Raw genomic sequence first — 19,661 nt, 5'->3', positions numbered from 1 at the left:
CGAATCTTACTTGCCGGTAACGTGCGTTTCCAGCCAGTCCAGCACGTCGCCGAGCACCTTGTCCTTCTCGGGTTCGTTGAAGATCTCGTGGTAGAGGCCCTCGTAGCGGATCGCGGTCAGGTCCTTCGAGCCCGCGCCCTGCTCGATGAGGTCCGTGCTGGACGGGGCGGCCAGTGCGTCGGCTGTGCCGTGCAGCACCAGGACAGGAACGGTGAGCTTGGCCAGACGGCCCTTGACGAGGACGGTCGTGTTGAGGATCTCGGTGGCGGTGCGGGCCGGGAGCGCGCCGCGGTACACCAGTGGATCGTTGTCGTAGGCGCGGATCACCGCGGGATCGCGGCTGATGTGCGACGAATCCAGTTTGAGCACACCGAGATTCGGGGTGAGCCTGGTGAGGATCGGGGCGAGTGCGCGTTGCACGGCGTTCCCGGCGGAGATGTCCAGCGGCGGTGCGGAGAGCACGATGCCGTCGACATCGATCGGCGCGCGGGTGGCCAGGTGCAGCGTGATGAGGCTGCCCATCGAATGGGCGACCAGGAAGCGGGGCACGCCGGGATGTTCGCGGGTCGCGATGTCGAGCATCGCGGCCACATTGTCGGCGGCACCGTCCATCGAGCCGATATTGGCCTTGCTACCAGCGGATTTGCCGTGGCCGATGTGGTCGAGGGCGTAGACGGCGAACCCGGCCGCGGCGAGGGTTTGGCCGACGTGGACGTAGCGACCGGAGTGTTCGGCTACGCCGTGTACAAGGACGATGACGCCGCGCGCGGGAGAGTCGGGAAGCCATGCACGCCAAGCGATCCCGCTGCCGGTGCCATCGAATCGGCCGGTCTTGGTATGGATCTGCGGGTTGGTCGCATCGCCGCCATTCGCTGATTCGACGGCGGCTGTCTGCGGTTCGGCGCTTGGTTGCGGCTGGGCGGTGGTGTTCGGCTGCGGCTCGGTGCCATCGCTGGATTGCGGCTTGGTGTCGGCGCTGGGCGTGGCGTCGGTGCTCGATGCGACGCTCGGCTCGACGGCGGTCGCCTGCTCAGGATTTCCGGTCGGCTCGGGCTCGGCGGTCATCCATTGGCTCCTGATGTCTGCGGCGCGGTGTTCGGCGACTGCGCGAAGTGCGCGATCAGCCTGCGGTTGAACTCGATGAGTCGAGCGTAGTTGAGACGGGACAGGCGCTCGTCGGTTCCGTGGATCGAGGCCAGATCGCGTTCGCCGAGCACGATGGGGGCGAAGTTGCAGCGGGTGCTCGCGAGGTCGTGGTAGTGCCGGGAGTCGGTGGCGCCGGGGACGATGCCGGTGGTGACGATGGTGCCGGGCACCATGGCCCTGGCGATATCCGCGATCATTTCGAACGCCGGGCCGGGCTCGGTGTTCACCGTCGGCTCGGAGGCCATGCCTTCGGCTTCGATATGAACACCGTTGTCGCGCACCACCTTCCGGCAGTGTTCCAGTACCGAATGGACCGAATCGCCGGGCAGGATGCGGAAATTGACGAACGCCTCGGCGTGCTGGGGGAGCACGTTCGACTTCACGCCGCCCCGGATCACGGTGGGCGCGGTGGTGGTGCGCACCATCGCCTCGGTCTGCGGCCGCATCGCCATCAGCCGGATGATCAGCGGTGCGGCGATACCGGCCACGCTGAGCAGGCGGCGGCGCGGCGCGGGCATGTACTGCCGCAGCCGGGCCAGCATGTCGGCGGTCACCGGTGTCATCCGCAGTGGCATCGGATGATCCTGGATGCGGCTCACCGCGCGGGCGATCCGGCCGACCGCGGTCTGCTTGCCGGGCATCGACGAATGGCCGCCCACCTCGGTGACCGACAGTTGTACTGTCGCATAACCCTTTTCGCCGAGCATGATGTTGGCGACCGGCTGGTCGAACCCGTCGGCTACGCCCTCGGTGATCATGCCGCCCTCATCGAGCAGTAGCTCGGCGTGCATGCCGAGCTCGCGCAGGCGGTCCGCCATGTGCACCGCGCCGGTGTCGCCGAACACCTCCTCGTCGTGGCCGAACGCGAGAAAGATGGTGTGCCGCGGTCGAGTTCCCTCGGACAGGGCCGATTCGACGGCCTCCAGGATCGCGAGCACCCGGCTCTTGTCGTCGATCGCGCCACGGCCCCAGATGAATTCGTCGTCGACTACGCCCGCGAACGGCGGATGGGTCCACCGGTGCGGGTCGTCGACCGGGACCACATCCTGATGGGCGAGCAGGATCGCGGCGACGCCCGTCGGCTCGATGCCTGGCCACCGGTAGAGCCTGCTGTGGCCGAATCGCTCCAACTCCAGCTCGGCGTGCACCAGCGGGAAGGATTGCTCCAGGTGTGCGGAGAGTTGTGCGAAGGCCTGGTCGTCGACCTCGCCTCGTTTGTCCGTGGACACGGTTGCGCAGCGCAATGCGACGGCAAGGCGTTCGGCGGTTAGGTCGTCGACGGGGTCCGTCATCGGTTACCGGTGCGGTTCGGCAAATTCATGGACACCATTGCATTGTTCAGCATGTCCGGGCTCACCGGTATGGTCTTTTCGTTTCGCCACTTCACGATGCCCTCGGTGACCCCGCCCGACAGGTCCGGGGTGCGCGGTGCGGTCAGCATCGGGAGCTCGAGACGGGCCTCGGTCACGGTGACCGGGGCGAAGGCGGGGGAGTGCGACCACACGTCGTCGACGACATCGGTGATGCGTACGCCGATTCGGTGACCCGCCGGGATCGGCCAATCCTGGGCGAGCAGGCGGACTTCGGCGGTGTCTCCGCTGATCGGGGCGATGCCGCGGGTGATGACGGTGGCCAGTTGATCGGGTCCGATGTCGTAGAGCTCCACGGCGACCGTGGCATTGGCGGGTCCGCTCACGCGCATGGACACGGACGGCAGGCCGGACAGGTGCTGGTCCTGCGTCAAAGGTTCGGAGACGGACCAGAATTCGCGATCCGGTCCCGGCAGCAGGCCGCGATCGGTGTAGCCGCCGGGGCGCAACTCGACCGGCACCCGGGTGGCATCGGCAGGCGGCCAAGCGGTTTCGGCGCGCCAACGGCCGTCGAACTGGCCCACCGTGATTCGTGGTCCCGGCACCTGGACGTCACGGCCCGCGACATGCTTGTCGAAGAAGGCGAGTAGTTCGGTGTCGAAATTCGGTGTGTCGCATTTGTCGTGGCAGGTGCGGTGACCCCACTGGCCGAACCACGCCTTGTGCTCGCCGGGGCCGAGACCGTTCCACAGGTCGAAAACTCGGTACGGGCGGGTGTTGTAGTCGACGAAACCCTGGCCGAGGAACAGCGGAATCGTGTTGCCGCGCAGCCGAGGAATGAGATCGCGGTCACGCCAGAAGGCGGAGTTGCCGTCATGGTTGGTCATATCGGCCAGATACTGCTGATAACACTGCAGCGGCAATTGTGCTGCGTCAGCCTGATATTCGGGCGAATCGTCCGGGCGTCCCGGAGTCGACGCGATCAGCAAATGCTCGAAACCCGCGAAATCCGCTGGGCGAACACCATTCTCGGTAACCGGCTTCCCGGAGAACTTCCACGACACACCCTGCATGTACAGATACGAATACGGATCGACCACCGGCTCGAACGACGCGACCGCCGCCAACCCCTTCGGCTTCCCCGCCAACCCCATCAGCCCGGTCCACGCCTCATACGAGACGCCGAACATCCCCACTTTCCCGGTCGACCACGGCTGGTTCGCCGACCATTCCACCGCCGTCGCAACATCGGACCGCTCCCCGGACCCGCCGAAATCGGGACAACCCGACGACCCGCCGAACCCCCGCAGATCGACGATGACGTAGGTGTACCCGGCCCGCAGAAACATGTCTGCCTGCAGGTTGTCGGTAGACGGCCCACCGGCCAGCCGCGGCTCACTCAGATAAGCCAGGTGCGCGCGATACGGGCTAACAGTAAGAATCACCGGCGTACGCACGTCATCGGCGACACCCTCCGGCCGCAGTACATCCGCATGCAACCGAGTGCCATCCGGCGCATCGATGAACGCCTGCTTCCACTGAAACCCCACCCCGAGCGGCTCCGCCGTCGCGGTCACCGGGGTAGCCAGCCCCACCAGCATCAGCAACCCACACAGCGCCCGCACCAGGACGTTCCGTTCGCTCACCATAGGACTATCGAGTGTGCCCGGACCACCGTCCAGCCCCTGGAACCGGGGTAGTGGGTTGACGACCGCACCGGGCATCGAGCAACCGAGTCGTGCGCCGACCCGTTCCAGAGTGGCCCGCCGAGCTGTTGCCGAGCCGCCGGGTGGATGCCATCCGGTGTTCACTGCGGCCCGCAAGCATGGGCGGTATGCCGGATGCCGCCGACATGCTCGGTAGTGCGTCGGTGGACGCGCTCGCGGTGGGGACGATCTCCCTCGCGCTGTTCGCCGCGCTCTTGTTCGCCGTCTCGGCGGCGTTGCAGCAGGGGGCGGCGCGGCAGGCTGCGACGGAGGCCACGCAAGGTCGGTTCCTGGTGATCGTGGGCATCGCGCGTCGGTTGATCACCGATCGGCGCTGGTTGGCCGGGCAGGGTGCCAATGTGGCCGGGTTCGCGGTGCACGCTGTCGCGCTGCGGCTCGGGGCGATCGCGGTGGTGCAGGCGCTGCTGGTGGTGCAGTTGCTGTTCGCGTTGCCGTTCGCGGCGGCGCGGCGCAAACGATCGCTGCTCGGACGGGATTGGGCGGGGACGGTTTTCGTGTGCGGCGGGCTGATCCTGCTCGTCGGGCAGAGCGCGCCCGGGCACGCGGACGTGCGACCGCAGTTGCTGCCGGGCGTCGGCGCGGGAGTCTTCGTCGCGATCCTCACCCTGATCGCCCTCTCGCGACTGACCCACTCGCCCCAACTGCGCTCGGCGCTGGTCGCGGTCGCGGCGGGCTGTTGCTTCTCGACCACGGCGGTACTGGTGGTCATCTCGACATCAGCGCTACCCCACCTGAGCTGGGCACTGCTCGGCATCCCGGTATCCACCGTGCTCGGCGGCCTCCTCACCCAGGAGGCCTACGCTCGCGGCTCACTCCCCACCGCACTCACCGCGATGACGATCACCGACCCGGTCCTCAGCTACACGGCAGGCCTGACTCTGTTCGCGGTGACCATCCACCCACGCCCGGTCCTGCTGGTCCTCGCGGCAGCGCTGGTGATCAGCGGGATCGCCCTGCTCGCGAACTCGCCGACCCTGCACGACGAACTGGACCAGTCGCAGTCGGCGCCACCGAAACAGCCCGTGCGCGAGGGTGTTTCGTAGACACGGATCCCGCGGTCGCCACCGTGTGTCGTTGATCGTGGTGGCGGGTCAGGCTGTGCGGGCGGGGGATTCGTAGTCGGCGTAGAGGGCGAGCATGCCTGCGACGGTGGCTGACCAGGGGAAGCGTTCTGCTGATGAGCGGGCGGCGTGGCGGCGCTGGGCGGCGGGGACGGTGAGGAGTTCTCGGACGCCTTCGGCCAGGCCGTGCGGGGAGCCGTCGGAGACGATGCCGGAGCCAGGTGCGCCGACGAGTTCGTTTGCGGCGCCCTCGTCCGGGACGACCACGGGAGTGCCGCAGGCGAGGGCCTCCAGCACGGCGAGGCCGAAAGTCTCGGCGGGGGAGGGGAATACGGCGATATCGGCTTCGGCGACCAGGTTGGCCATGGTGGCGCGGTCGGTGAGGTGACCGTGGAAGATCACCGGGAGTCCGGCGGCGAGGCGCTCGAGCCGAGGGCGCAGCGGGCCATCGCCGATGACGGACAGTTCGCAGCGCAGACCGGACTCGACCAGCACGCGCACCGCCTCGATGGCGCGTTCGGCTCGCTTCTCCTTCGACAGCCTGCTCACCAGCACCAATCGCACCGGCTCGTCTGCGGCCCACGGTGTTTCGTCCGCCGGATCGATCGGACGGAAGGTCGTCAGGTCGACGCCGAGCGGCACGCGCCGCACATTGGTCGCGCCGATGCGAGAGAACTCCGCCGTCGCGAAACTCGAAGTGACCACTACCTTTTCGGCCCGAACACACAGACGCCGATTGGCCAGATCAGCAGCCGTTGTCAACGGAAAACCCGGTGGCACCCGAGTTCGCAGGATCGCATCGATACGTTCGTGCGAGAACAACACCAGCGGCACCCCGGCCCCCCGCGCCCACGGCGCAAGCCACCGAACACTCAACTTGTCACTGCACTCGAGCACATCGGGCCGCAACCGATCGAGAATCGCCCGAGTCCTGCGCGCCGTCAACACGTGATACCCACCCGCCCCGAACTTGGGACTGTGCACCGTGATCCGCCGCCCGGACCCGGTCAACTCATCCCCATCATCAGGCCCAGGAACCACCAGCACCCGACTATGCCCCGCCGCGAGGTACCCCCGCCCGATCTCGTCGAGACAAGTACGCAGTCCCCCGGAAGCGGGAGTGTAGAAGTTGGCAATCTGCACGATGCGCACTAGCGGACCCCCTGTCCAGCCGGGTCGGGGTAAGTAGTCGTGCCGACGGCTGCGGTGCGGCGGTTGACGGCTCGCGTTGATTGGCCATTGCTGCGACCGGGTCGGGGACAGGCGGTTGTGTGGGTGCCCGCACCGAGGGTTGCCTTGTGGCAGTTGGCTGTTGGCATCATTTGACCGCCGATCCGACGAGGTCGGCGTAGGTGGTGGCGTGGGCGCCTGCTTGGAGGGCGGTGTCGATGGCGCGCAGGGTGGCTTCGCGGAGGCCGGGATGGTGCAGGTCGTCGGGGTGTAGGGCGAGGCGGACCAGGCCGCCGCGTGCGGTGTTGTGGCGGGCCATGGTTTCCAGCATGGCGGCGCCGAAGCGTTCGGGCCAGCCGCCGCCGGGGCGGTGCGAGAGTGCGAAGCCGCGGTGTCGGCGGCCGGTCCGCAGGTCTTTGGCACCGAAGTGGTCCGTGGTGTGGGAGAACCCTGCGGCGCGCAGAGCTTGTTCCGCCGCGGGCGAGGCAAGCCAGCCGGGCGGAGTGAAACCTGTTGTAGACAGCCCGGATTCGGCCATCACCGCCGTGGCGTCCCGTAGCTTCGCTGCGGCCTCGTCGATATCGAGCGCAGCGAATTCGGCGGCACCGCGCGCCACCGCTCGTCCGAGCGCTCGCCGCGGCCATCCACCTTCCGGCCCGGCCCGATGCGACCATCCGTGCACCATGATCTCGTCCCCACCGGCACGCCGCTCCCGCAGAAAACTCGCATAATCCGGACGCTCCGCCAACGACGAACCGCGCCACGGGCCAGGAATCACCAGCAGCGACACCGGAATCCCGAACCCATCAGCATCAGCACACCAGCGCGCCGTCTCCGCCGCACTACCCGGCGCGACGTCATGGATGCTCACCACCAACCGCGCACACACGCACCGCAAACTAACACCGCCCGGTGGCCACCAGCTGAACAGCACGGTGCCGCTACCCAACGGATCAGTACCAGCCCCGACTCCACACCGAACGGGACATCACGGCGCGATCACCCGCAATTCGCCGCCACCACGTCCCGTTCGGGGTGCCGTCTGCGCGGCTTCGGGCTCGGCCGCTCGTCGGACGGGGAAATGGCAGCATGGCCGCCTGCGGCTCGTCGAGGTCGTGCCCCATGCGGCCATGGTTCGCTGGCGACTAGTTGGGGGGTTTGCGCCTGGAGGAGGGCGATTGCTGACGGGCACTGGAGTCGGGACGAGTGCCGGTCGGGTGGTGTCGGTGGCGTAGCAGGTCGGCGGTGAAATGGGTCCTCGTTCCAGCGAACGGCGGGCCATTGGTGTTTGCTATGGGGGTCGCGAAGTATTCGGGGCTACAACATGATTCACCTGGTGTCTGAGGCGCGGCGGCGTATGATCGGGCCAGTGCGAGCGCCCGGGGGAAGAATGAACGAGCCGGTGACCGCGGACTGGGAACAGTTCGTTCAAGCACTGGCGCAGTGTCTGTCTGAGCTACCTTCGCGCGCCACGTTGATCATCGCGGCGCCCGGTAATCGGTACGTCCAGTTCATGCAGTACGACATCAAATTGTCCGCCGAGCTGGCCGGTAATCATTATCTGACGCAGCCCATTCCGGATGCTGCCGCGCAGGAGCTACGCGATCTCGGCTGGAACGAGCCGATGCTGCGCCGCGAGGTGGACAACTGGACCAAGACCATGTTCTGGCCCATCTCGCCGCGCAGCCTGATCGACTTCGCCCGCTCGGTCGCCATCGGTTTCCGTGACGCGCTCGGCGTGGCCGCGCCGGTGGAATTGCGGGCGATGGGGTGGACCGAGGCGTCCGGTGATTTGGATCTCACCGTGCTCGGATCGATGGCCAGGCGCGGTTGGAATTGACGCCGCCGCGACGGTAATAACCGCCGCCGAGGTAGGCGTGGCGAAATCCGCACGACATGGGCACTATCCTGAGTGACATGGCAGCAGGTAAGCCCACCAAGGAAGCGAAGGCCGCGGCGAAAGCGGCCCGCAAGCAGCAGTCGAAAGAGCGCAGGCAGCAGCTCTGGCAGGCGTTCCAGATGCAGCGCAAGGAAGACAAGCTGCTGCTGCCGTTGATGATCGGCGCCTTGCTCGGCATCACCGCCGTCTTCCTGGTCATCGGCCTGATCTTCGGTCTGACCTGGTTCCTCGTCCCGCTCGGCGTGGTACTCGGCGCGCTGGCCGCGTTCATCATCTTCGGTCGACGGGTGCAGAAGAGCGTCTACGGCAAGGCCGAGGGCCAAGCGGGCGCGGCGGCCTGGGTGCTGGACAACCTGCAGGGTAAGTGGCGGGTGTCCAACGGCATCGCCGCGACCACCCAGCTCGACGCGGTGCACCGGGTGATCGGCCTGCCCGGCGTGGTGCTGGTCGCCGAGGGCGCCCCGCAGCGGGTGAAATCGCTGCTCGCGCAGGAGAAGAAGCGCACCGCCCGGCTCATCGGCGACACCCCGATCTACGACGTTGTCATCGGCAACGACGAGGGGCAGGTGCCGTTGAAGGAGCTGCAGCGATACCTGACCAAGCTGCCCCGCAACATCGACGCCAAGCGCATGGACCTCATCGAGGGCCGGCTGACCGCGCTGAGCTCGCGCACCGGCCCGGCCCTGCCGAAGGGCCCGATGCCCGCGGGCGCCAAGATGCGCGGCGTGCAGCGCACGATTCGCCGGCGTTGAGCTAGACCACCACGAAGGCCCGTGTCCCCAGGACACGGGCCTTTCGTATGTCTCGCCTGGTCACGGCGTGCACTGGCGTCGCCGAGTTTCTGGTCGAGGTCGCCCGACTTCAAGATCATGGGGAACTGATGCTGTTCGCTACTCGGGGCGGATGCCAGCATCAATTCCCCTCGATCATGTTTTAACGAGCCAGGCGATCCGGTCGTAGGCCAGGGCTTGGTAGATCACGAGCACCGCGACGGAAACCAGCGCCCACCTGGGCAAACTGGCCGCCCAGAGTGCTGCGGCACCGCCGAAGAAGACACCGATTTCGACCGCCAGGCGCACCACGCCGGGCACCGAGACGGGCGCTTCGCCATTGCGACTCGGATCGCCAGGCACGGCCAACGTGCCCCACAGCGTCGCGGCGGCCAGCGGCAACAGGACTACGAGCAGGAACTTCCACGGTGAATCGAACGCTCGCCAACCGTAGATGCCAAAGGAAGCAATAGCGACGAGCTCGAGCAGAAACCGGATCGCGAGCATCGCCGGATTGAGTGACACCGCCGGAGCGTAACCGGCGCGGTAGTCCTGTGTCAGACGCTTTTTCCGTGGTTCGCGCGACGATTCGGCCGGGAGCAACGCCCTGCCGAAGGGCTAGGTGTCAGCGGGAGTGAACGAGTGCGGTCCCGGTCGCGCGATCATGCATCCCACGCCCATCGGCATCCGTGAACAGCGCAGGCACCACGAACACCAGCAACGCCTGCCGCGCCAACGCCCGCACGAACCCAACGGTCACCGGCGCATCGATCCGCACAGTCCGCAGCCGCAGAAAGTACTGCCCGGGCGTGAACCCGAACAGCGTCACCGCGGCAACCCCGATCACGAACCAGATCAGCAACGTCAGGCTGGACGCCGACCCGCCGCGCATGATCAGCGCCGCGATGCCGAGCGCGATCAGCCAGTCCACGAACAGTGCCGCGATCCGTCGAGCCATCCCGGATAACGATCCCGCACCGGACTTCGGCAGTCCCAGGTGTTCGCCGGGGAACTCGGGGGTTGCCGGATCGCTGGCGCCCTCCGAAGGGCCGGAGAGCCACGATCCCGTCATGCGTGCCATGCCCCCACAATATGCGGGGCCGACCGGCCGCCCGGCACCGCATAAGGGGAGTTCACGTCAGCGCGCATCGGCACGGATGGCAGGATTACCATGCTGTTCGAGTCCGGGTGGGCCTAGTCACCCGGCCAGCCGTACGTGTAACACTGGCGAAACACAGACTTGACTGCCGGGAAACACCGCGTCCATACCGTCTGGACGCGACGAACCCATGCAATCGACACTCGCTGGGAACCGATCCGTAAGGAGAACAAGTGACGTTCAGCACGGCCGACGAGGTCATCAAATTCCTCGCTGATGAAGAGGTCGAGTATGTCGACATCCGCTTCAGCGACCTTCCCGGCGTTCAGCAGCATTTCTCGATCCCGGCGAAGGCCTTCACGACCGACCTCGCAGAGGAAGGGCTAGCGTTCGACGGCTCTTCCGTCCGTGGCTTCCAGTCGATCGACGAGTCGGACATGCTCCTGCTGCCCGACTTCAGCACCGCGCGCCTGGACCCGTTCCGCGCCGCCAAGACGCTGAACCTCAACTTTTTCGTGCACGACCCGTTCACCCGCGAGGCCTACAGCCGCGACCCGCGCAACATCGCGCGTAAGGCCGAGGAGTACCTGCGCTCGACCGGCATCGCCGACACCGCGTACTTCGGCGCCGAGGCGGAGTTCTACATCTTCGACTCGATCCGCTACGACTCGAAGATGAACGGCGCCTTCTACGAGATCGATTCGGTCTCGGGCTCCTGGAACACCGGCGCCAAGTCCAACCCGGACGGCTCCCCGAACCTCGGCTACAAGGTTCGCAACAAGGGCGGTTACTTCCCGGTCGCCCCGTACGACCACTACGTCGACCTGCGCGACAAGATCTCGACCAACCTGCAGAACGCGGGCTTCGAGCTGGAGCGCGGCCACCACGAGGTCGGCACCGCCGGTCAGGCCGAGATCAACTACAAGTTCGGCACGCTGCTCGGTGCGGCCGACGACCTGCAGCTGTTCAAGTACATCGTGAAGAACACCGCGTGGGCCGAGGGCAAGTCCGTCACCTTCATGCCGAAGCCGCTCTTCGGTGACAACGGCTCGGGCATGCACGTGCACCAGTCGCTGTGGAAGGACGGCAAGCCGCTGTTCCACGACGAGGCCGGCTACGGCGGTCTCTCGGATCTGGCGCGCCACTACATCGGCGGCATCCTGCACCACGCGCCGTCGCTGCTGGCGTTCACCAACCCGACCGTGAACTCCTACCACCGCCTGGTTCCGGGCTACGAGGCGCCGATCAACCTGGTGTACTCGCAGCGCAACCGCTCTGCGGCCGTGCGTATCCCGGTGACCGGCAACAACCCGAAGGCCAAGCGCATCGAGTTCCGCGCGCCGGACTCCTCGGGCAACCCGTACCTGGCCTTCGCCGCCATGATGATGGCCGGCCTGGACGGCATCAAGAACAAGATCGAGCCGCTGGCCCCGGTCGACAAGGACCTCTACGAGCTCCCGCCGGAGGAGGCCAAGAACATCCCGCAGGCCCCCACCAGCCTGGCCACCGTCATCGACCGCCTCGAGCAGGATCACGACTACCTGACCGAAGGCAACGTCTTCACCGACGACCTGATCGAGACCTGGATCAGCATCAAGCGCGAGCAGGAAATCGCCCCCGTCAACCTGCGCCCGCACCCCTACGAATTCGAGCTGTACTACGACGTGTAAGTCGTTCGTACATCGAGTCGTTCAGCAACGGCCCATCCGCGATTCCGCGGGTGGGCCGTTGCCCGTTTCTGGTGGTCGAGTTTTCCTACTTCGATTGATAATTTTGGACGGTGAGCGATGAACTCGAGCATCGGATCGGCGAAGGCCCCGCAACGCGGGTGAGTCTGTCGTTGCCGGAAGGCACCGCCGAGGCGATCCGCCGCCGGGTGGGTAAGCGTGAGTTCTCGTCGTTTGTCACCTCGGCCGTCGAGCGCGAGTTGCGTGGAATGCTGCTCGATGAGTACATCGCCGATCATGAACGGCGCAATGGGCCGGTGTCCGAGGCGGAACGGCAACGCGCCAGGGATCTGTTCGATCATGCTCTCGGTGAGTCCGGGTTGTGGCACGCGGCAAGCTGAAATCGGGGCGCGACAATCCGACGAACGGGCAGCAAGGGACGCTGGTACTGGACTGCGACGGATTGTCCCGCCTGGTCGATGATTCCGAGTCGGTCGTCGCGATCGTCGCCGAAGCGCGTTCGCGCGGCATGGAAGTCGTGATCAGTGCGCTCACCATCGTCGAGGCGAACCACCGCAAGACCGAGAAGGCCAGACTCGCCTGGCTGTTGTCGGCTTTGCGGGTCGAGCAAGTCGACGAGGCGTCCGCGAAGGCTGCGTCGGCGCTGCTGCTAGATGCCGGACTGTATGGACACAAGTACGCGATCGACGCCGTTATTGCCGAAATGGCGCTGCGGCAGCAGGTTCCGGTGGTCATGCTCACCAGTGAAATCGATGACATGGGTAAGTTGTGTGGCGAGGCTGTTCGTCTGATCGCGACATAGATCAACGAACTGAACGATCGCGGTAATCGAGGGTCGTATTCGCCGTCGAGCAGCAGGATTTCGTCGGCACCCCTGTGCAGGCTAGGGCGATCTGGCTGGTTGTCCAGGGCGAATCTCGTTGACTGCCTGGGGAGTCTCGGTGAGCGGGGTAAATGCGGCGGGGTGGGGGCGAACGGCGATACCCGACTGAAACAGGTTCTACTGTCTCGCGTCATGAAGATTTCGTTAATTTCATTGATAACTGCTGCTTTGGCGATATTCGCCGTGACGATGTCGATGGCTCCACCGCTAGCCGGCGCCCAGCCCGAGGCCGAGTTGGCGGCCGTTGGCGGGAAGATCAGTTTGCAGGGGGCGGTGAATACCCGTGATATCGGCGGGTATCGGACCTATGACGGGGCGAAGACGAAGACGGGCAAGGCTATTCGGTCCGACTCGTTGGAGAAGTTGACCGATGCCGATGTGCAGAAACTGGCGGGTCTGAACGTGAAGGCGGTGATCGACCTGCGCACGCCGGGGGAGATCCAGTTCGCCGGTGCGGACAAGGCGATTCCGGGCGCGCAGGCGGTGGCGCGGCCGATCGACGACACCGGGCTGTTCCAGCAGATGCTGGCGGTGATCCAGACCCGCGATCCGCAGAAGCAGCAGGACGCACTCGGCAACGGTAAGGCCGAGCAGATCATGCTGAACATGTACACCACGTTCATCAGCCGTCCGGAGTCACGCACGGCGTTCGGGCAGACGATCAAGGATCTCGCGAACACCGACAAGGCCACGCTGTACCACTGCACCGCGGGAAAGGACCGCACCGGCTGGCTGACCTACGTGCTGTTGCGCGCGGTCGGTGTGCCGGAAGGCACTGCGCGGCAGGACTATCTGCTGTCGAACCAGTATCGCGCCGCCGCGGACGCCGCGCTGCGCCAGCAGGTGCAACAGGCGGGCCTGATGCAGAACCCCGATCTGCTCATCCCGCTGCAGGAGGTCCGGGACGCGTACCTGGACGCCGCGGTCAACAAGATGGAGCAGGACTACGGCGATCTCGGCAAGTTCCTCACCAAGGGGCTCGGCCTGGACGCAGGCACCATCCTGAAGCTGCGTAAGAATCTGGTCAGCTAGGCATTGAAAGGTATTCAGGCCCATCCACTTACCGGTGGATGGGTCTGATGTCGTTGCTAGGACTGCTTTTTCGCCTGATTGCGCAGCGCGGCGGAGAGCTGGCCGGGCATCGGTTCATGACGGGTGTAGGAGCGGGTGAAGTCGCCGGTGCCGTGCGAGAGGGAGCGCAGATCGATGGCGTAGCGGCTGAGTTCGAGTTCCGGTACCTCGGCGTGGATTCGGGTGCGGCCGACGCCGTGCGGTTCGGTGCCGAGCACGCGACCGCGGCGGCTGGACAGGTCGCTGAGCACCGGGCCGACATAGTCGTCGGCGACGAGTACCCACACCTCGGCGATCGGCTCGAGCAGGGCGACACCCGCGCTCGCCGCCGCCTCGCGCAACGCGAGCGCACCCGCGGTTTGGAAGGCGGCGTCGGAGGAGTCGACCGAATGCGCCTTGCCGTCGAACAGCGTCACCCGCACATCCACCAGTGGATATCCGGCCGCGACACCGCGCGTCGCCTGCGCGCGTACGCCCTTCTCCACCGACGGAATGAACTGGCGCGGAACAACTCCGCCGACCACCCGGTCCACGAACTCGATGCCGGACCCGCCGGGCAGCGGCTCGACCTCGATCTCACACACGGCATACTGACCGTGCCCGCCGGACTGCTTCACATGCCTGCCACGCCCATTCGCCTTGCTCGCGAACGTTTCTCGCAACGCGACCTGATGATCGACCACATCGACCTGCACCCCGAACCGGCTCCGCAATCGCTCCAGCGCGACATCGCGATGCGCCTCGCCGAGACACCACAGCACCAGCTGATGGGTATTCGCGTTGTGCTCGAGCCGCACCGCCGGATCCTCGGCCGACAACCGGGCCAGGCTTTGCGAGAGCTTGTCCTCGTCGGCCTTGCTGTGCGCGGTAATGGCGATGGGCAGCAACGGATCCGGCATCAGCCACGGCTCGATCAGCAGCGGTTTGTCGGTGCCGGAGAGGGTGTCGCCGGTTTCCGCGCGACTCAGCTTGGTGACGTAGGCGATATCGCCGGCGATGGCCTGACCGAGCGGGCGCTGCCCCTTGCCGAACGGCGCCGAGACCGCGCCGATCCGCTCGTCGACGTCGTGACTCTCGTGGCCGCGCTCCTCCAGACCGTGGCCGCAGACGTGCACCGTGTCGTCGGCGCGCAGCGTGCCGGAGAACACCCGGACCAGCGACACCCGGCCGACGTACGGGTCCGACGCGGTGCGGATCACCTCCGCCGCCAGCACGCCGTCCGGATCGCAGTCGAGTTCGCGCCGGGTGTTGCCGCCCGCGGCGGTGACGGCGGAGACGATGTGTTCCGACGGCGTCGGGAACCCACCGGTGATCAGGTCGAGCAGCTCGACCGTGCCCAAGCCCTGCTTGGCGCCCTCCGGCGCGGGCGCGCCGAACAGCACGGGATGGAAGCTGCCCCTGGCCACGGCCCGTTCGAGATCGGTGACGAGGGTGGCGAGTTCGATTTCCTCACCGCTGAGATAGCGGTCCATCAGGGTTTCGTCTTCGCTTTCGGCGATGATGCCCTCGATGAGCCGGTTGCGCGCCTCGTCGAGCATCGGCTGCTGCTCGGGGGTCGGCGCGGTTTCCACCCGTTCGCCGGAGGAGTAGTCGACCACGCAGTTCGGCAGCAGCTCGATCAGCCCGGTGACCGGGCGGTGACCGTCCGCGCTCTTCGGGCCGTAGACCGGAAGATGCAGGGGGAGAACGTTTTCCGAGGCACCGCCGCTGAGGATGGTGCGACAGGTTTCGGTCATCTCCTCGAAGTCCGCCCGCGCGGTGTCCAGGTGCGAGAGCACGATCGCTCGCGGCATCCCGACCGCCGCGCATTCCTCCCACAGCGCGCGGGTCGCCCCGCTGACACCCTCCGCACCCTCCGCCGCCGAGATGACGAACAGCGCCGCGTCCGCCGCCCGCAACCCCGCCCGCAACTCGCCGACGAAATCCGCGTATCCGGGCGTATCCAGCAGATTGATCTTCATCCCCGACCAGGCCAGCGGGACCACCGACAATTGCACCGAGCGGTGCTGCCGATGTTCGATCTCGTCATAATCCGAGAGAGAGGTTCCGTCCTCGACCCGCCCCGCCCGATTCACCGTCCCCGTGGTCAGCGCCATCGCCTCGACCAGTGTCGTCTTCCCCGACCCGCTGTGCCCGACCAGCACCACATTTCGAATCTGTTCCGGCCGCTCGGCCGCAACCACTCTGCCGTTGCCCCCTACGGTTCCACTCGTCTTGTCCACTGTGCGTCTCGCTTCCTCGCGCCCCGACACCTGCGGTCCTTCGAGCTTCCCACCGGCGGTCACCGCGCGTCCACGGATCGGAAGATCCGGTGCTACGGACTATCCGGTCCGTGTCCGGCCCGACGCAGGGCGGTCTCAGTCGAGCGCGACCACGGCCTCCACCTCGACCAGGAACTCCGGTCGGAACAGTCCGGCCACCTGGATGAGGGAGCTGGCGGGGTTGGGCAGGTCGCCGAGTGCGGGGCGGAGGAACTCGTCGCGGACGTCGCGGAGGTCCGGCAGCCTGCTGGTGTCGGTGACGAACCAGGTGAGCTTGACCAGGTTGGTCCAGTCGGTGCCGAGGGCGTGCAGCACGTTCTGCAGGTTGGTGAGCGCCTGCCTGGTCTGTGCGGCCAGGTCGTCCGGGCCGACCAGGTTGCCGTCGGCGTCCACCGCGATCTGGCCGGACACATACGCGAGACCGTTGGAGGTGGTCACCGCGTGGGCGTATCCGAAGCCGGGCGCGACGTCGGGGATGTCGGTGAGTCGTTCGTTGATCTTCGCCATGGGCACAGCGTAGACGGGCTTTCCGAACATCGAGGAGGGTCTGAATCTTGCAGTCCTGCTATGACTTACGCGTCTCCGGCGGACGCGAGAGCTCCTCGCCGCGGACAGGTCGAGCTGCGGTGCCCCCCGGTTGGGGGCTTGACCGGCGGGGGCCTGCCGGGCGAGAGTGCGCGCATGGTTGTCACACAGGACGTGCCGCGCGCGACGCTGCGCAAGGTCACGCTTCGCCTGGTGCCGTTTCTCGGGCTGCTGTATTTCGTCAATTACCTGGATCGGGTCAACATCGGCTTCGCCGGGCCCAGCGGGATGAAGGCCGATCTCGGGCTCACCGAGACGGCGTTCGGGTTCGCGTCCGGGATCTTCTTCCTCGGCTACCTGGTGCTCGAGGTACCGAGCAATCTGGCGCTGCACAAGTTCGGCGCGCGCCGCTGGATCGCCCGGATCCTGGCCAGCTGGGGCGTGATCGCGACCGCGATGGCGTTCGTGCCCAACGAAACCGTGCTGTACGTCCTGCGATTCGCGCTCGGGGTGGCGGAGGCGGGGTTCTTTCCCGGCATCCTGCTGTACCTCACGTATTGGTTCCCGCAGAAGCAGCGGGCGAAGTTCGTCGCGCTGTTCATGGTCGCCGTGCCGATCTCGACCGCGCTCGGCTCGACCATGTCGAGTCTGATCATCCAGTACGGGCACGGCGTATTCGGGCTCAGCGGCTGGCGATTCATGTTCCTCGTAGAGGGAGTGCCCGCGCTGCTGCTCGCCGTGGTGACATGGTTCTTCCTCACCGACAGTCCGGCTCAGGCGAAGTGGCTGACCAGCGCCGAACGTCAGTGGCTCAGTACCGAACTCGCCGCCGAGCAGGCCGCGGTGGAGAAGGGGGAGCACTGGACGTTGCGCAAGGCGCTCACCGACGTGCGGGTGATCGGCCTCGCGCTCGTGTACGGCGGAATCGTTTACGGGCTCTACGCTTTGGGCTTCTTCCTGCCGACGATCATCAACGGATTCCAGCAGCAGTACGGGACGCACTACTCGGTGGTGCAGCGCGGACTGATCAACGCGGTGCCCTACGTCATCGGTGCCTTCGTGATGATCTGGTGGAGCAGGCACGGCGACCGAACCGGCGAACGTCCCTGGCACGTAGCCCTTCCCGCGCTACTCGGCGGACTGGCCATCCCGATCGCCCTCTACCTCGGGAATCCGATCGCCGCTATGGCCGCCGTAACCGTCTGCGCCGTCGGCGTTCTCGCCGCCCTCCCCACCTTCTGGGCCCTCCCCAGCGCCTTCCTCACCGGCGCCGCCGCCGCGGGCGGTATCGCCCTGATCAACTCGATCGGCAACATCAGCGGCTTCGCCGCACCGTATATCACTGGCGGACTGAAGGATTGGACCGGATCACAGCGCGCGGGACTGTGGGTTGTCGGGTTCGCGATGGTCGGCTCGGCGATCGGCGCGCTGGTGCTGTGGAGACGGACCAGCGTTGGTGCGCAGGAGGATTCGGTCTCGTTGAAGAAGGAGTAAGTGCCGCCGCTGACCGATCAGCTGCAAGCGGGGGAGGATTCGCCGCCTAGCAGGAGGGATTCGCAGACCCAGCTGGTGGCCAGGCGCCAGGTGTTGTCGCGGGCGGAAAAGGGGATCACCATCGGTCGTTTGCCGCCGGCGAAGGTCGCGGTTGTAGTCGCGAACAGCGTGTCGTCGGCGAGTTGGGTGACTCGGTCCACCTGAAATGTCATCGGGTGCGTGGCCAAGGTCGACGCGAGGCGAGTGATCAGCTCAGGGTCCTTGTCGTCATCCATCACCCGCAGGCTTTTCTGGACGAGCGGAATCGCGGGGTCGAATGCTTGCTGTAGTTGCGTAGTCAAGTTTTCGGGGATGGGTAAGGGAGGCGACGGAACAGTAGAAGTGACGTTGCCGCCCAACGAATCAGGGTAGAGATATCGCGCGATCGCCAGCCACAGTGAAAACGCGTTGAACCGCAGCAACGCCGGGGGCATGGTGTGCTGGTTCACGGCAACCGCGATGCTTGCCCCACGCTCAGGCAGGTAGGCAACCTGGGTGGTGTACCCGAGCACGGATCCGCTGTGCCCCAGCCAGGTACCCCATCGCATGAGTCCGAGGCCGTAGTCGATCGGATCTCGCCCGAACGTGCCGGACGTGAACTGCGTTCGGGTCCGGAGAGTTTCGGGCTTCAACAGATCACCGCGAGCGAGTAGCGAGGCGTACTGGGCCAGGTCCGAGATCGTCGACACCATTGAGCCCGCCGCGCCGAAAATTGCCGGGCCTGTGCGTGCGGTGACATCGGTCGGGGTCTCGTCGAAGTAGGTGTAGCCGCGGGCTGCCGGACTGGGCATGGTGGCGTCGGCCGGATATGTCGTCTCGTGCAGGCCGTGCGCGGTCGCGACACCGGTGAGTACGTCGGGTACCGGCCTGCCGGTGACTTTTTCCAGCACCAGACCCAGCAGGAAGTATTCGGAGTTGGAGTATTCGGTGCGGGTTCGTGGCGGGCGTGCTCGCTCAGGATGAGCGATGAGCGAACGCACTCGATCGCCGTCGTGCCATTCGGCGGGTGTCTTCGAATAGAGCTGCGACGCGAAGTCGTTGTCGTCGTCCACACCCCAGACGCCGCCCCGCATACCGAGTAGGTCCCGGACAGTGATGTTCTCCGCATTGGGCACGGTCGGCACGTACCTGCTCAACGGATCGTCGAGCGAGAGCTTGCCCTCGTCGGCGGCTCGAAGGACCGCGGTCGCGGTGAACGACTTGGTGACACTACCGATCCGGACGTGGTCGTCGACGGTCATCGCGCGTTCGGCGCGCACATCGGCGCGGCCGTAGGCCTTGGTGAAGCTGCCCTGTTCCGGATCTCGCACCGCGACAAGCACTCCGGGAATGAGCCCCGCCTCCATCTGCCTGCGAACAAGCTCGTCGATCTCGCTCGTCACCGGCGCCGACAAGGCGGGCGCATCGACCCTGGACCCGCACCCCGCGATCGTCGTTGCCAGCGAGACGAACACCAGACCAACGGCACAGCCTCGCGCGAACCGGCCGAGCCCACTGCTGCCGAGCATGTTTCGCTC

General features: G+C 66.4%; 18 protein-coding genes. 8 read left to right on the top strand and 10 right to left on the bottom strand.

Annotated elements, in window-relative coordinates; all coding sequences use genetic code 11:
* Positions 1-6: 6 nt before the first annotated feature.
* Genes ACIBK2_RS30870 through ACIBK2_RS30860 form a run of 3 tightly spaced genes read right to left on the bottom strand, consistent with a single transcriptional unit; the run spans position 7 to position 4,105 of the window.
* Positions 7-1,065 carry an alpha/beta fold hydrolase gene (locus tag ACIBK2_RS30870; RefSeq protein ID WP_396972215.1) on the bottom strand — a complete coding sequence of 353 codons (1,059 nt, stop codon included), beginning with the start codon at positions 1,063-1,065 and terminating at the stop codon, positions 7-9.
* Positions 1,062-2,438, bottom strand: coding sequence for a M20/M25/M40 family metallo-hydrolase (locus tag ACIBK2_RS30865; protein WP_396972213.1), 1,377 nt, complete (start codon positions 2,436-2,438; stop codon positions 1,062-1,064). The genes ACIBK2_RS30870 and ACIBK2_RS30865 overlap by 4 nt, the downstream gene beginning before the upstream one ends.
* Positions 2,435-4,105, bottom strand: coding sequence for a CocE/NonD family hydrolase (locus ACIBK2_RS30860; protein WP_396972210.1), 1,671 nt, complete (start codon positions 4,103-4,105; stop codon positions 2,435-2,437). The genes ACIBK2_RS30865 and ACIBK2_RS30860 overlap by 4 nt, the downstream gene beginning before the upstream one ends.
* Positions 4,106-4,290: 185 nt before the next feature.
* Between ACIBK2_RS30860 and ACIBK2_RS30855 the strand changes: the two genes are divergently transcribed.
* Positions 4,291-5,226, top strand: coding sequence for a DMT family transporter (locus ACIBK2_RS30855; protein ID WP_396972208.1), 936 nt, complete (start codon positions 4,291-4,293; stop codon positions 5,224-5,226).
* Between the two features lie 48 nt (positions 5,227-5,274).
* Here the strand turns inward: ACIBK2_RS30855 and ACIBK2_RS30850 are convergent, their stop codons facing one another.
* Both ACIBK2_RS30850 and ACIBK2_RS30845 read right to left on the bottom strand, forming a co-directional pair.
* The gene (locus tag ACIBK2_RS30850) at positions 5,275-6,387 is read right to left on the bottom strand and encodes a glycosyltransferase (RefSeq protein WP_396972206.1); all 1,113 of its coding nucleotides are present in this window, start codon (positions 6,385-6,387) and stop codon (positions 5,275-5,277) included.
* Positions 6,388-6,562: 175 nt separating this feature from the next.
* Positions 6,563-7,285, bottom strand: a complete 723-nt coding sequence (locus tag ACIBK2_RS30845; RefSeq protein WP_396972204.1) for a DUF2334 domain-containing protein — start codon at positions 7,283-7,285, stop codon at positions 6,563-6,565.
* A gap of 519 nt (positions 7,286-7,804) precedes the next feature.
* On the opposite strand from ACIBK2_RS30845, the gene ACIBK2_RS30840 reads away from it, so the two are divergent.
* Together ACIBK2_RS30840 and ACIBK2_RS30835 are read left to right on the top strand one after the other, a co-directional pair.
* On the top strand, positions 7,805-8,254 hold the full coding sequence (locus ACIBK2_RS30840; RefSeq protein WP_396972202.1) for a TY-Chap domain-containing protein: 450 nt from the start codon (positions 7,805-7,807) through the stop codon (positions 8,252-8,254).
* Between the two features lie 77 nt (positions 8,255-8,331).
* A complete protein-coding gene (locus ACIBK2_RS30835; RefSeq protein ID WP_357382115.1) occupies positions 8,332-9,066 on the top strand; it encodes a DUF4191 domain-containing protein in 735 nt (244 codons plus the stop codon).
* Between the two features lie 174 nt (positions 9,067-9,240).
* Here the strand turns inward: ACIBK2_RS30835 and ACIBK2_RS30830 are convergent, their stop codons facing one another.
* On the bottom strand, positions 9,241-9,609 hold the full coding sequence (locus ACIBK2_RS30830; RefSeq protein ID WP_396972200.1) for a YrdB family protein: 369 nt from the start codon (positions 9,607-9,609) through the stop codon (positions 9,241-9,243).
* Between the two features lie 100 nt (positions 9,610-9,709).
* Positions 9,710-10,165 carry an RDD family protein gene (locus ACIBK2_RS30825; RefSeq protein ID WP_379286980.1) on the bottom strand — a complete coding sequence of 152 codons (456 nt, stop codon included), beginning with the start codon at positions 10,163-10,165 and terminating at the stop codon, positions 9,710-9,712.
* A 251-nt stretch (positions 10,166-10,416) separates the two neighbouring features.
* Here ACIBK2_RS30825 and glnA point away from each other — a divergent pair, with 251 nt between their 5' ends.
* The 4 genes from glnA to ACIBK2_RS30805 all read left to right on the top strand — a co-directional run bounded on the left by glnA (position 10,417) and on the right by ACIBK2_RS30805 (position 13,786).
* Positions 10,417-11,853 carry a type I glutamate--ammonia ligase gene (gene glnA / locus ACIBK2_RS30820; RefSeq protein WP_396972197.1) on the top strand — a complete coding sequence of 479 codons (1,437 nt, stop codon included), beginning with the start codon at positions 10,417-10,419 and terminating at the stop codon, positions 11,851-11,853.
* Positions 11,854-11,963: 110 nt separating this feature from the next.
* On the top strand, positions 11,964-12,251 hold the full coding sequence (locus tag ACIBK2_RS30815; protein WP_396972195.1) for a hypothetical protein: 288 nt from the start codon (positions 11,964-11,966) through the stop codon (positions 12,249-12,251).
* Positions 12,233-12,673, top strand: coding sequence for a DNA-binding protein (locus tag ACIBK2_RS30810; RefSeq protein WP_396972193.1), 441 nt, complete (start codon positions 12,233-12,235; stop codon positions 12,671-12,673). Before ACIBK2_RS30815 ends, ACIBK2_RS30810 begins: the two co-directional genes overlap by 19 nt.
* A gap of 276 nt (positions 12,674-12,949) precedes the next feature.
* A complete protein-coding gene (locus tag ACIBK2_RS30805; RefSeq protein WP_396972191.1) occupies positions 12,950-13,786 on the top strand; it encodes a tyrosine-protein phosphatase in 837 nt (278 codons plus the stop codon).
* A 56-nt stretch (positions 13,787-13,842) separates the two neighbouring features.
* On the opposite strand, the gene ACIBK2_RS30800 is transcribed toward ACIBK2_RS30805, so the two are convergent.
* Entirely contained in the window at positions 13,843-16,047 is a 2,205-nt protein-coding gene (locus ACIBK2_RS30800) for an elongation factor G-like protein EF-G2 (RefSeq protein WP_396972189.1), read from the bottom strand.
* Between the two features lie 135 nt (positions 16,048-16,182).
* Positions 16,183-16,593, bottom strand: a complete 411-nt coding sequence (locus ACIBK2_RS30795) for a RidA family protein (protein WP_396972187.1) — start codon at positions 16,591-16,593, stop codon at positions 16,183-16,185.
* A 174-nt stretch (positions 16,594-16,767) separates the two neighbouring features.
* On the opposite strand from ACIBK2_RS30795, the gene ACIBK2_RS30790 reads away from it, so the two are divergent.
* Complete coding sequence (locus ACIBK2_RS30790) at positions 16,768-18,105, top strand: MFS transporter (RefSeq protein WP_396972185.1); 1,338 nt, start codon at positions 16,768-16,770, stop codon at positions 18,103-18,105.
* A 17-nt stretch (positions 18,106-18,122) separates the two neighbouring features.
* On the opposite strand, the gene ACIBK2_RS30785 is transcribed toward ACIBK2_RS30790, so the two are convergent.
* Positions 18,123-19,652, bottom strand: coding sequence for a serine hydrolase domain-containing protein (locus ACIBK2_RS30785; protein ID WP_396972183.1), 1,530 nt, complete (start codon positions 19,650-19,652; stop codon positions 18,123-18,125).
* Positions 19,653-19,661: the final 9 nt, after the last annotated feature.

The sequence above is a fragment of the Nocardia sp. NPDC050175 genome, assembly GCF_044459885.1.
Lineage (GTDB): Bacteria > Actinomycetota > Actinomycetes > Mycobacteriales > Mycobacteriaceae > Nocardia.
This window is presented reverse-complemented; position numbering and strand designations above follow the sequence as displayed.

Coding starts and splice junctions, on each gene's coding strand:
- ACIBK2_RS30795 (WP_396972187.1), bottom strand. CDS start 16,593: ATGGCGAAGATCAACGAACGACTCACCGACATCCCCGACGTCGCGCCC.
- ACIBK2_RS30840 (WP_396972202.1), top strand. CDS start 7,805: ATGAACGAGCCGGTGACCGCGGACTGGGAACAGTTCGTTCAAGCACTG.
- ACIBK2_RS30835 (WP_357382115.1), top strand. CDS start 8,332: ATGGCAGCAGGTAAGCCCACCAAGGAAGCGAAGGCCGCGGCGAAAGCG.
- ACIBK2_RS30825 (WP_379286980.1), bottom strand. CDS start 10,165: ATGGCACGCATGACGGGATCGTGGCTCTCCGGCCCTTCGGAGGGCGCC.
- ACIBK2_RS30865 (WP_396972213.1), bottom strand. CDS start 2,438: ATGACGGACCCCGTCGACGACCTAACCGCCGAACGCCTTGCCGTCGCA.
- ACIBK2_RS30860 (WP_396972210.1), bottom strand. CDS start 4,105: ATGGTGAGCGAACGGAACGTCCTGGTGCGGGCGCTGTGTGGGTTGCTG.
- ACIBK2_RS30790 (WP_396972185.1), top strand. CDS start 16,768: ATGGTTGTCACACAGGACGTGCCGCGCGCGACGCTGCGCAAGGTCACG.
- ACIBK2_RS30855 (WP_396972208.1), top strand. CDS start 4,291: ATGCCGGATGCCGCCGACATGCTCGGTAGTGCGTCGGTGGACGCGCTC.
- ACIBK2_RS30785 (WP_396972183.1), bottom strand. CDS start 19,652: ATGCTCGGCAGCAGTGGGCTCGGCCGGTTCGCGCGAGGCTGTGCCGTT.
- ACIBK2_RS30870 (WP_396972215.1), bottom strand. CDS start 1,065: ATGACCGCCGAGCCCGAGCCGACCGGAAATCCTGAGCAGGCGACCGCC.
- ACIBK2_RS30805 (WP_396972191.1), top strand. CDS start 12,950: ATGGCTCCACCGCTAGCCGGCGCCCAGCCCGAGGCCGAGTTGGCGGCC.